11 protein-coding genes are annotated in these 10,981 nt (G+C 71.5%); all 11 read right to left on the reverse strand.

What is annotated here, in order from left to right:
• Positions 1-38: 38 nt before the first annotated feature.
• On the reverse strand, positions 39-1,595 hold the full coding sequence (locus ACFU5F_RS40920; protein WP_383898587.1) for a ParB/RepB/Spo0J family partition protein: 1,557 nt from the start codon (positions 1,593-1,595) through the stop codon (positions 39-41).
• Between the two features lie 125 nt (positions 1,596-1,720).
• A complete protein-coding gene (locus ACFU5F_RS40925) occupies positions 1,721-2,179 on the reverse strand; it encodes a hypothetical protein (protein WP_383898589.1) in 459 nt (152 codons plus the stop codon).
• 39 nt (positions 2,180-2,218) lie between these two features.
• On the reverse strand, positions 2,219-2,833 hold the full coding sequence (locus tag ACFU5F_RS40930; RefSeq protein ID WP_383898590.1) for a hypothetical protein: 615 nt from the start codon (positions 2,831-2,833) through the stop codon (positions 2,219-2,221).
• Positions 2,830-3,456 carry a hypothetical protein gene (locus ACFU5F_RS40935; protein WP_383898592.1) on the reverse strand — a complete coding sequence of 209 codons (627 nt, stop codon included), beginning with the start codon at positions 3,454-3,456 and terminating at the stop codon, positions 2,830-2,832. The genes ACFU5F_RS40930 and ACFU5F_RS40935 overlap by 4 nt, the downstream gene beginning before the upstream one ends.
• 120 nt (positions 3,457-3,576) lie before the next feature.
• The gene (locus ACFU5F_RS40940) at positions 3,577-4,791 is read right to left on the reverse strand and encodes a DUF6573 family protein (protein WP_383898593.1); all 1,215 of its coding nucleotides are present in this window, start codon (positions 4,789-4,791) and stop codon (positions 3,577-3,579) included.
• Between the two features lie 89 nt (positions 4,792-4,880).
• Positions 4,881-5,495 (reverse strand): hypothetical protein, encoded by a 615-nt coding sequence (locus ACFU5F_RS40945; RefSeq protein WP_383898595.1) that lies wholly within the window; start codon positions 5,493-5,495, stop codon positions 4,881-4,883.
• Positions 5,496-5,599: 104 nt separating this feature from the next.
• Positions 5,600-6,487 carry a methyltransferase gene (locus ACFU5F_RS40950; protein WP_383898596.1) on the reverse strand — a complete coding sequence of 296 codons (888 nt, stop codon included), beginning with the start codon at positions 6,485-6,487 and terminating at the stop codon, positions 5,600-5,602.
• A gap of 84 nt (positions 6,488-6,571) precedes the next feature.
• The gene (locus tag ACFU5F_RS40955) at positions 6,572-7,201 is read right to left on the reverse strand and encodes a hypothetical protein (RefSeq protein ID WP_383898598.1); all 630 of its coding nucleotides are present in this window, start codon (positions 7,199-7,201) and stop codon (positions 6,572-6,574) included.
• 57 nt (positions 7,202-7,258) lie between these two features.
• Positions 7,259-8,065: an LPD29 domain-containing protein gene (locus tag ACFU5F_RS40960; protein WP_383898600.1), complete on the reverse strand. Its 807-nt coding sequence runs from the start codon at positions 8,063-8,065 to the stop codon at positions 7,259-7,261.
• A 94-nt stretch (positions 8,066-8,159) separates the two neighbouring features.
• On the reverse strand, positions 8,160-8,417 hold the full coding sequence (locus ACFU5F_RS40965) for a hypothetical protein (RefSeq protein WP_383898602.1): 258 nt from the start codon (positions 8,415-8,417) through the stop codon (positions 8,160-8,162).
• 95 nt (positions 8,418-8,512) lie between these two features.
• Entirely contained in the window at positions 8,513-10,678 is a 2,166-nt protein-coding gene (locus ACFU5F_RS40970; protein WP_383898604.1) for a DUF3560 domain-containing protein, read from the reverse strand.
• Positions 10,679-10,981 lie beyond the last annotated feature (303 nt).

Raw genomic sequence — 10,981 nt, forward strand, 5'->3', positions numbered from 1 at the left:
GCCCGGGCCCGACCGCGTGGTCCGGCCCGGGCAGCGGGTCAGGACGCGTCCTCGGAGTCCTCGGCGCTCGCGCCGTCCGGGGTGTCCTCGGTTTCCTCGTCGGCCTGGGCGTCGGTGTCGTCCGCGTCCGGCTCGCCCTCCTGGTAGGGCTCGTCGTCGACGATGGCCTGTTCGACGCTGGCGAGCGGGTAGCCGATCTCGGCGAGGAACGTCAGCCACGTGCGGGCGTCCTCGCGGATCTCGCGCAGTTCGTAGACGGCGGAGCGGGCGGTGAGGTCGGTGCGCCAGGTCCGAACCTCGTTCATCCGCTTCTCGAACGTCGCGGCGAGCACCGCGAAGTTGAGCAGGGTGAGCTTGGCCGGGGTCGCCGTCTTGGTGCGCTCGGCAAGGGTGCTGTAGCCGGTCAGCTCCTTGATGAGGTTGTGGCGGCCGACGTCGCCCGACCACTGGGCCACCGGCTTGGGGCAGGTCAGGAGCTGCTCGGTGATGAACGCGGCGAGCGGCTTCGGCGCGGTCTTGCGGCCGAGCAGGTCCTTCAGCCACGTCTGCCGGGCTTTCTCGGCGGCGCGGTAGGCCTTGTTGCCCGCCTTGACGTACTCGCGCGACGGCTCCGACGACTTGGCCTCTTCCACCGCTTCGGTCGGCTGTACGTCTGCCTCGTCGTCCGTCTCCGGGGCGTCTTCCTGGGGCGGGCGGTGGCCGAAGAGGTCCGGGTCGGTGCAGAAGTAGTCCACCTCGCCGGGCTCCTGGGGGTTCTCGGCCCAGGTCGCCACGTGGCCCGGGCACCCGGTGTGGGCCTCGGCGGTCAGCGGCTCGCCGTCCGGGCCGTCCAGCTCGGCGAGCTGCTCGGCGGTCGACGGAAGGGTGTCGGAGTCCTCGGCCAGCCGCACCCGGGCCGCCTGGAGCTGCGGACGGACCTTGGCGCGGGCCTGCTGCTCGGCGCGGTCGTCGCGCTCCCACTGCACCTGGAACTCGAAGCGGCCTTTGGAGTGGGCCTCCAGCAGCCGGTCTACGGCGTCGGCGTCGTCGTCGAACTCGCCCAGCACACCGAGGACTTCGAGGTCGAGGTCATAGGTGCCGGTCTCGGCGAGTGCCGAACGGGTCCGCTCGCCCACTGTCTTGGCGGTCTTCACCGCCTGGGACACGTCCTTGCGGGTGCGGCCGGTGAGCTCGGCGACCCTCGCCTGCTTCATGCCCGCGCCGACCGCGCCGAACAGGGCGTCGGCCTGCTCCAGCTCGGTCAGGCCCCGGCGGTAGTCGTCGTCGTTCTCGATGAGCTGGTCGATGAAGTCCTCGCCCGCCTCGCGCAGGGAGGGGTCGAGCACGTAGGCGGGGACCTCGATCGCGTCCTGCTCCTCCTCGGTCTCCTTGGCGGCCCGGGAGGCGAAGTAGCGCCGGTGGCCCATCTTCAGCTCGTAGGTGTCCTCGCCGAGCGGCAGGACCACGACGGGGACCTTCACGCCGTTGGCCGCGATGGACTTGAGGAACTTCTCGTCCAGGCTGAGGTCCTGGCGGACGTTGTTCTGGTTGACGCGGATCTGGCCGAGCCGCAGGGTGACCCGCTGCATCGGTGTGGTTGTTGCGGTGTCGCTCACGGATTGCTCCTCGTGCGATCGGTTGGTGTTGAGCAAGTTGCCGCTTGCTCGTGAAATCAATTATACGCTCTTTCGGGGGAGGGGCAACACCTATTTTCTGAGGGTGAGTCAGGTAACCGTGCAGGTCAGGGGCGCCGTGCGGCCTGGGCGCGCCGCAGGGCGGCGAAGAACGGCCCATGGCGCGTGAACTCGTCCTCAGGGAGGGCGGAGGGACTGTCCGGGGCCGTGGTCACAGTGTCGAGTACCTCGGTGAGCTTCACGAGAGGGGAGCCGTGGGAGTCGCACCGCCCCTCGTAGGCGCCGATGCCGGGAAGATGCGCCACGTAGTGGCCGGGGTGCTCGAACACGGGGTCCTGCCACAGCTCGAACGCCGTACCGGGGGCGCTCACGAGCAGATGCACAGCAAGATCGTGTGCGGAGTCGACCGGGACTTCTTCGGTCTGGTAGCGCATCCCGAGCACGATGCCGCTGCTGGAGTCTTCGTATGGCTCAAGGCAGTTGTCGTCGATGCCGAGCTGCACGGCGGCCCGGTCCTCCTCGGGCAGGGCGTAGACGTACAGCTGGAGCGCGGAACGGTCGGACACAGGGGGCTCCTTCGGGCGGGCGCGGACGCGCCGGGGCGGTCAGATCTCGGTCACAGACACCGGGGGCAGGCCCATATGGGCGGCCCACGCTTCGGCGGCGGCGTGCAGGGTGCGAAAGCCCGTCGGCCAGACCGGATGCCGGGCCTTGTGGGTCGCGTAGACGTAGGTGAACACCTGCGGTCCCAGGCCGTGAGCGTTCTGCAGGCGGCCGGCCAGGTGGGGGTGCTCGGGGCACCAGATGCGGTAGCGGCCCAAGGCGTCGAGCCCGTCACGGAACACGTCGCCGTGCTCCAGGTGGACGGCGACCGGCTCGGGCCGGGGCGGTGTGGACCGTACGCCGGCCTTGGTCGGCACGGTGGCGAACCCGGCCTGCTGGAGGCGGGCGGCGATGTCGGCACGCACCCGCAGCCAGGTGTCGCGGGCCGGTCCGGGGCGCGGCGGCTTGCCGAGATGGCGGCCGATTTGCAGCGTCACGTGGGCGGTGCCGTCCTCGCCGGAGTGGCCCACGGACACGGCCACCTGCTCTCCGGTGAGCTGCTGGCGCTCGGCGGCGGGGAAGCGGCTCGCGGGCAGGGCGCTGCGGGTGGCGCGGACGTACCAGGAGGGTGCGCCCGGCCGGTAGGGGCAGCGGTGGCGGGCGGTCGGCGTGCTCATCGCGCGTCCTCGCGGGCGTGACCGGAACGGCCGTCCGGGGCCGGTGCGGTGCGGCGGATCACGTCGCCGTACGCCTTCATGACGGCCGTTGTCGCCTCGTCGTCGACGTAGCGGAAGGTGACGATGTTGAGGCCGTCGCCGAGAACCTGCGCGGTCACCCGCTCGATCGTCCCGCGCTTGCGATACTCGACGGTCGGGGACGGCTCGGACCGGGTGACCTCGGCCCCCGGGACCACGGACACGAGGTGATCCGCCAGGGCGGCCCGGGCCTCTGCGTGCTTGCGGGCCTTCTCGTTGGCCGCGAGCACCTCCGGGTAGGTCTCGTCGTACACCGGCATCAGCTTGGTGCGGACGGCCTCTTCCAGCACCCTGCCGCCCCGGTCGGCGCGCATCTCGGTCCTGGGAGAGTCCGCTTCCGTCAGGTGGTACGACGTGTCCGGGTAGGCGACCTGCGCCCGGACGTACCCCTCACGCCGTGCGGGGGAGATCTTGATACACCGGCCGTCGGGGTGTTCCAGGGCGGCGCACTCCTCCCTGGCGACGGTGTACGCGCGGACGGTCCAGCCGCCGCCGGGCATCAACGGCGCGGCCTCTGCGGCGAGTTGGTAGGTGATGGACGGCATGACGGTTCGCCCTTCCGACGGGTTGGTGCCGGATGAGTTGCCGCTCATCCGGGGAGCTGCGGCGGTGTGGTCGGCCAGGACCCGAGGGGCGGGCGGGGTCCGCCCCTCGGGTGGCGGGGGTCAGTCCTCGTGGGGCTCCATGATCGTGATCACGGGCTCGCCGTGGTCGCCGGGCCCGATCGCGCAGACGAGCTGGACCGGCCGGGCCTGCCGCGCGCGGCCGTCGCGCGGCACCCGCCGCAGGTCGACGGTGACCCGGTCGCCGTCCCCGCCGCCGCGCCGGATCGCCGCGCGGGCCATGGTCAGTACGTCCCACAGGCGTCCGCGTTCGTCCTGCGGCACCTGCCGCTCGCTGTCGCCGTCGTTCCAGGCCACGCAGCCCTCCCATACGGCACTGGTGAGGGCGACCGGAACTACGAAGCCGGCCTCGCGGGCCAACTCGGCGTCGGCAGCCGTCAGGACGCCGTCCGCCAGGGCCTGGGCGCGGGTGTAGGCATGGATGATTTCGTCCGGTTCAGCCAGGGGCACCGACCGCATGGCGTCGCCGCTGACGTCGGGGTCGTCGGTGACGGCCCCGTCATGCAGGACGGCGTCGATACGGGACAGCACGCTGTCACTGCGCGCGCGGCCGGTTCGGGGGGAGCCGGGGCGGTGCTCCTGCGGCTCATCCGGGCAGCTGCCGCCGGTGTCGGCGGGGGAGGGGCCGGTGGGCGGCTCGGCGGCCCTCTCCTCGGCCGCCATCGCGGCGTGCACCGTGAGCATCGTCCCCAGGCCCCTTGCCCTCCCGGCGTCCCCGGCGGTCTCGGCCTCGGCGCGCGCGTGCTCGAACTCCTCCCGGATCTGCCCGTGACTGTAGCCCTGGGCGAGCTTCACGCGGACGGTCCTGCCCACGAGATCGGCCGCCATGGCGGGCACATGGGCGGGCAGGCGGTCACGGCCCGGTGCGCGGGTTGCGACCCTACGGCGTGCCAGGGCGCGAGCCGCGCCGTGGTCTTGAGTCCTGGCCGGTCCGGCGGCCTGGCGCGTGTGCCGGGGGCCGGGAGGGGCGGTGGGGGGAGCCGCGGGGGCGTCGGCGGCCGGCGCGTCGTCCGCCGGGGCGGCGGTCTCCTCGGCGGTCAGGACGTAGAACTGGTTGGAGTGAACGTGGACCGTCCACTTCTGGCCGGGGGTGTCCTCGGTGAGCCGGGCGCGCGGTGTGCGCTCCCAGGCCTCGAACGCGCGGGCCGGGTCGACCGGCAGCATGTTGCCGCTGTCGGAGTCGTAGGCGCGGCAGGTGCGGGCGGCCGTGCGGATCTCCGCAACGCGCTTGGTCCAGTTCCGGCGGATGGTGGCCATGGTGCGTCCTCCTGTTTCGAGTGGTGCCGGATGAGTTGCCGCTCATCCGGTAGGGGGCCGGGCGCCGTGGTCGGCGCCCGGCGGGACGGTCAGGCCCTGACGGCCGAGTCGGCGGTGCGCAGGGCCTCGCGGGTGGCGTCCAGCAGCGTCACGGACATGCCGCCCGCTTCCAGGTCGGCGGCCGTCATGCGGCCTGCCTTCAGATCGCAGAACAGGTTCCCCAGGCAGACCGAGAGGGCGCCGAGCTCGTAGCGCAGGCCGTGCGGGGTGACGGTCCGCGCGCCCACCAGGAACCCGTGCCGGTCGTAGGGGGCGGCGTTCACCAGGTCGCGCACGGTGGGGTAGTCGTCGGAGGTGGACCCCCGGAAGCGGGTTGCGCGCAGGAAGGCCACCATGGCGCGGTCCATGCGGAAGGTGCCCGGCCTGGTGTGGTCGTCCTCGGCGGCGGCCTCGACCAGCCGTCCCACGGGCTTGGTACCGGTCCAGCCGGAGTTGGACGGGGTGGTGTCCCTGCCGTGAACCTCGGCGTTCCGGACATTCGCGTACGTGCTGTAGATGGTGGTTCCGCCGACCGGATGGCGCTCCTCGCGTCCGGCCACCTTCTCGACCAGCCAGACCGGCTCCGAGCCGGGCCGGTAGGCGGCGAAGTCCTCCCGGTCGAAGACCAGCATTCCGGCGGTGATCTCGTGTCCGTAGGCGCCCATGTGCGGTTCCCTGTCTGCTCGTTGCGGGTCGGTCGGCGGCCGGCGAGTTGCCGCTCACCTGCAAAATCAATAATACACCTTGATGGGGGTTGATCAATCCCCTTTCAGAACAGCGTGTCCCCGCCGCTGTCGCTGAACCCGGCCGACTGCGCAGCCTTGGGCGTTGCGCTGGTGCGCGGGGCCTTCGGCGTGTGCGTACGGCTGGCCAAGGCTTCCTGCTCGGGGCGCGCGGCCTGGGTCTCCAACTCGTCCTCGTCGCGGTTGTGCACCACGATTTCGACGGCCGGTGAGGCGTCGCGCCACTGGTCGCGGAAGAAGTCCGTGGGGATCCCGGGGTTGGGGCGGAGCTTGATCCCGGTCTCGCGGTGGAATCGCTCGTACGCGGGCGAGTCCTGCGAGACGAATCCGGTCTCGATGCGGAACGGGGCGGACTCCCTCGGGATGATGAACGCCCCCCGCCGGGCGAGCGTCTCGGCGACCGCGATCACGTGGAACTCGAACAGCGGCCCTCGGTACCCGGGGGCGTTGCCGCTGCGCTTGATCCGCCCGAACGGCGGGTTGCTGATCGCGCAGTCGAAGGGACCGAGGTTCAGGCCCGGAACGTCGAGCACGTCAGCACAGATCCACGTCGCCTCCGGCAGGACGCGCCGCCCGACCCGCACATACTCCGGGTCCTTCTCCACGCACACGATCTCGCGCGGCGGGAGACGCTCCCAGCGCCGGTTCCAGTAGTCGCGGGCGTGCCAGGCCAGGCGTCCGATGCCCGCGCACAGGTCGATGATGCGGTCACCCGGGATCACGTGGTGGAGTTCGCCGGCGAGTTCGGCTGGTGTGAAGAACGCGCCGTCCAGCGTGCGGCCCATGTTCGCGGACTCGTGGAAGTGGTCGAGAACGAATTCCCGCTCCTCCTCGGTCAAGTCCCGGTCCATGTCGACCAGTTCGAGCGCCCGGTTGTGCTGCTTGGTCTGCTCCTTGCTGAGTTTTCCAGCCATGACATGCCGCCTTTCGGGGTGGTGTGGTGCAACCGGTCCGGGGTGCTGCCCGGACCGGCGGTGAGGGGGCGGTGCGCCGTTGCCCTACGCGCTGGCGGGCGTCGGCTGCGGCGCGGCGGGGAACCACCACTGCTTACGCTCGTCGCCCTGCCGGGGGTAGGCGGAGATGCGGACACCGGCCGTGGTGGCAGAGTGGTAGAAGCACCAATGGCGGTGACCGATGACGCGGTCCCATCGGGTGACGTAGCCGTCGAACACGCTGACGAGCGTCCCGTACCGGCTGCGCTCGGTCCGGTAGACCGCCCATCGCATGCAGTCGGCCACCTGCCAGCGGGGCCCGATTCCCGCCCGCTCGATCCACAGTTCGGTGCAGTCGTGGCAGGACACCCGGCGCAGCGCTTGTCCGGGGTCCGCGGACTCCCACCACGCCGGGGCAGCACCGCACAGAGCTGGGGCGCCGTCCTCCTCGGCGCGGTGCACGGTCAGGGCCAGGCCGTCAGCCGTGCGGTATCCGAATTCCCCGACGGCGCAACGGGCGATGAACATCCGCCGGGCGCGGCGGTGGGCGGTGGGCGGTGCCTGCTGGGCGCGAGGAGTCTCGACACCGGTGGCTCCGCCGTCCGTCTCCCAGGCCTCGACGGTGCCGGGGTCGGCGGCGGTGGCGGACGGGGGCGGGCGATCGCCGGCGGGCTGGGTGGGGTAGTGCGTGGGCATGGGGGCTCCGCTCGGTGGGCCGGGCGCCGGGGGGCGCCCGGCCGGTCGGGTGTCGGTTCAGGCGGTGGGGGTCGGCTCGGGCTGCGCCGTGGTGACGGTCAGGTTCTCGGCGCGCAGGTCGGCGGCGACCGCGTCCATGAACCCGGTGTCGGCCTGCTGGTCACGGCTGCCGGGGGCGTACCAGTACTGGTTCTTGCGGTGCCACTTGAAGCCGTGGCGCTTGAGGACGTCGGCGGCGCCGTCGCCCAGACGCGTACCGGTGACCGTCGTCCCGTCTTCGTCCGTGTGCTGGAGCGCGAGTCCCTCCGCGCCCTCGTCGCCCTGCTCGCGGGCGTTCGCCGGACGGGCGGCCTGTGCGGCGGCCTGCTCCTTGGCGGCGGCCCAGCGCTGGGGAAGGACAACGTCACTGGCGATCTGCCACATCTGCTGCGGGGCCCAGTTCTCCTGGATGACGTGGCCGTCGACGACGCAGGCGGCGAGCATGCCGCTGGTGGGGGGCTCGGTGCCGTCGTGGGCCTCGGACCACAGGACGGCGGCGGCCTTCAGGGCGTGGTCGGAGACGTCCCGGTGGGTGTTGATGCCGTCGACCAGCGGCTTACCGGTGACCTTCCGGCCCTTGACGGTGACGGTGACCGTGTTGTCGGTGGACTCGTAGCGGTCCTCCATGCCGTTGAACTGCGCGCCCTGCATGGGGCGGGTGTGCTCCTCGACGTCGGCCGTGCAGGGGCCGTCGGTCCAGTAGACGGAGATCCACGCGGAGGCGGTACCGGTGCCCTTGCGCACGCTGAACTTCACACCGGGGAACGCGCTCTTCAGGCGGTTACGGAGCTCGGCGGCTACGTCCTTGGTGTCGATGTAGTCCATGCCCTGTCCTTCTGCTGCGAGTTGGGTTGGTGGTGGGTGAGTTGCCGCTCACCCGCAAAATCAATAATACGCCCTTGCGGGGAAGGGTTCAACATCAGTCGGCGCTGAAGACACGTTCACCGTTGACCGTGATCCGGATCGGGATCGTTCCATCCGGGCTGATCAGGTCGCCGGGAACCTCGCCGGTGTCCAGATGGACGGACACCACCAGGCCTTCACCGCAGCTCCAGTAGGCGTAGACCTGGGTCCCGCCGGTCTCCAGGCACGGCAACGTGCCCCGCTGCTTCCGGTGCTGGTGCAGAAACCGCGCGCGTCGGTTCAGGGTGGTCGCTCGGCGCTTACTCAGTCGCATAGCTGTGCTTCCTCTGAGAACTCCTGGGAGGCGGCCGGGGGCCGCGGGCGCCCGGCCATGGGGTGGTCAGGCGGTGGGGGTCGGCGTGGTGACGGTCAGGCCGGCGGCGACGGTGGCAATGAACCCGGTGTCGTGGCAGGCTCCGGGGTGATGTCGCGCGGGTCGGCTGGGATCGCCTCGCCCGCCAGGGCGGCCCGCATCTGCTCGGCCGACATACGCCCGCTCACCTCGTTGTAGGGGAGCGTGTACGTGCTGCCCTTGTGCCGGGTCTCAGCCGTTGCCGCGTGGGTGACCACGCGGCAGCCGCCGACGGCGCCGACGGTGCCGCCATCGAACGCGGCGTGGATGTGCGGCACGGTCGCCGTCTTGGCGTTGACCCGGGTCACCTCGTACCAGGACCCCCGCCACTGCACGAAATCGCCCTTGATGAAGTCGGCCCGTCCCCACACCTTGAAGCCGCGCCGCTCCGCCTCCTTGATCGTCTCCGCCCAGTACGTCAGTTCTTCGTCGTACTCGGCCAGACGGCGCGTCAGCTCCTCCCGGCGCGCCTCGGACGGCTTGCGTCGCCACACATCCGCCGTACGGCCCTTGTCGTCGACGCCGTCGCGCTCCCGCAGAACACCGCGCCGCTCCGCCTCCAGCTTCTCGATACGGCGCAGCGTGCGCCCCGGGTTCTTCCGGTACCGCTCGTAAGCCTCCGCCGCCGCACGGGATGCCCAGTAGCCCGCGCGCTCGCCCTCGGCGATGCTCTTGCGCATCGCGTTGTGCATGCGCTTCTGGTCCCTGCGGGCGCGCCCCTCCGAATGGTGGCCCACCAGGATCGGCTGGCCCATCCAGAACCGTTCGCCGATCCGGTCCGAGGCATCCCGCGCCGACTGCGAGGATGCCGCCGCACGTCCGGCCCGGTCCGCGTACCGCTCCGTCCGCTCCTCGGCCGCATCCACGCGGGCGGCCTCCCGCTCGGCGAACGACATGGTTTCTTCGATCACCACAGCGCATGACAGGCCGAGTGCGCGCACCGCGTCTGCGGCCCGGTTGATCTTCCACCGGTCGGCGCCCTTGTAGCGGCTGCCACGGATGAAGATCCCCGGGTTACGCCGGTAGGTCCAGCCCAGCGGGCGCAACGCTTCCCACACTCCGTCACCCTTGGCGGAGCCCTCCACGGTGGTGCCGTCTTCGTGGGTGTGCCGGATGACGATGTCGGCTGCCTCGGCCTCCTCCTCCGCCTCCGCGACGTCCCCGGGCAGGGTGAGCGCGCGCAGTGCCGCCGGTGAGTGTCCCATGGCCCGTGCGGCGCACTCGGCGCAGCGCGGAGCACAGCCGGGCACGTCCCACAGCAGCACCCCAAACCCGCCACACGTGTTCGCCGCCGCGCAGTCACCGCGCCCGGCAGGCTTCGCCCAGTCGATCGGCATAACCGCCACAGCTGCCGCAACGGGGGCCGGGGTGTCGACGCCCGGCACCGTGCCGCCCTCTGCCTCCCACACGTCCGCCCCGGACGGGTCGAACACCACGTCAACCGCCTGCGCGGACACCTCGTCACGGGTTGCCGGCGGGAGGAGCTCTCCGCCATCATCCCGCGCGAGCGCTCCGCCCTCGCCCTCCCACCCGTCCATGCCGCCCGGGTCGCTCACACCCTCGGGGGCAGGCGCCGAGCTGCTCAGCGCAACCCGTGCGAGCGTGCCCGGCTCCGCCGCATGCTGCACCGTCGCCAACATCGACGGATCTTGGTGCTTGCCCGACCGGCCCACCCGGACCGGCGCCGACCACAACGGGGTGCCCTTGCCCGTCACCCGCCGACCGGTAACCCACACCGCCGAACGGTCCTCACGGAACGCCCCGCAGTCCCACACCGCGAGCAACTCATAGGCGAGCGGCTCACCGCTCTTGACCGCGACACCGGCGACGCGCACCGCGACCGTGCCCCCGTCAGTGCTGCGCTGCATGGCCACCGTCCACCCGTTGGCCATGGCCGATTCCGCGAACGACACGGCAGCCATGGGCAGCCACACCCCGGAGGCCGCCTCAGTCTCCGCCACGACATCCCCCACCGTGGCCCACGTGGCGAGCGTCTCCACGTCCAGCGGCGAACCCTCCGCCGGAACCTTCGGAGCCTTCCACGGCTTGACGTCCAGCCCCTTGACCGAGGCGGACGCCTGCCCCTTCTCGACCCCGGCCGTACGGCCGTGCGTCTTCTTCGACGGGAGGTCACGGCCGACCAGCGCGCGGCCCTCATCCCGCGCGGCCACGGCATCGGCCAACAGGTCAACGAATGCCCGACGCTGCTCGTTCGCTTCCCCGTGCCTCACGTCCGGGTTCACGTCGACGTCTGCGGGAAGCTCGAACATCACCGCCGTACCGCCGTCGGCGGACACCCACGCCCCACGACCGGCCGGAACATCCCCGGACACGGCACACGCCAGGAACACACGCGCCGACTCCGACCGGCGCGCCGGTTCCGCCGCCTCCTGCGAGTCTGTAGGGGAGTGTCAGTTCAGCCTCGTCATCTGAGTGTCAGTGGTATTGGCCCGGTGACCTGGTGGTTGGCGCTGACGGATGGTGCT

Origin of the sequence: Streptomyces sp. NPDC057438 (assembly GCF_042802995.1) — a bacterium.
GTDB lineage: Bacteria > Actinomycetota > Actinomycetes > Streptomycetales > Streptomycetaceae > Streptomyces.

Excerpts from the sequence above, each read along its gene's own strand:
- ACFU5F_RS40930 (WP_383898590.1), bottom strand. The coding sequence starts at position 2,833 with ATGAGCACGCCGACCGCCCGCCACCGCTGCCCCTACCGGCCGGGCGCA.
- ACFU5F_RS40950 (WP_383898596.1), bottom strand. The coding sequence starts at position 6,487 with ATGGCTGGAAAACTCAGCAAGGAGCAGACCAAGCAGCACAACCGGGCG.
- ACFU5F_RS40935 (WP_383898592.1), bottom strand. The coding sequence starts at position 3,456 with ATGCCGTCCATCACCTACCAACTCGCCGCAGAGGCCGCGCCGTTGATG.
- ACFU5F_RS40955 (WP_383898598.1), bottom strand. The coding sequence starts at position 7,201 with ATGCCCACGCACTACCCCACCCAGCCCGCCGGCGATCGCCCGCCCCCG.
- ACFU5F_RS40945 (WP_383898595.1), bottom strand. The coding sequence starts at position 5,495 with ATGGGCGCCTACGGACACGAGATCACCGCCGGAATGCTGGTCTTCGAC.
- ACFU5F_RS40965 (WP_383898602.1), bottom strand. The coding sequence starts at position 8,417 with ATGCGACTGAGTAAGCGCCGAGCGACCACCCTGAACCGACGCGCGCGG.
- ACFU5F_RS40960 (WP_383898600.1), bottom strand. The coding sequence starts at position 8,065 with ATGGACTACATCGACACCAAGGACGTAGCCGCCGAGCTCCGTAACCGC.
- ACFU5F_RS40940 (WP_383898593.1), bottom strand. The coding sequence starts at position 4,791 with ATGGCCACCATCCGCCGGAACTGGACCAAGCGCGTTGCGGAGATCCGC.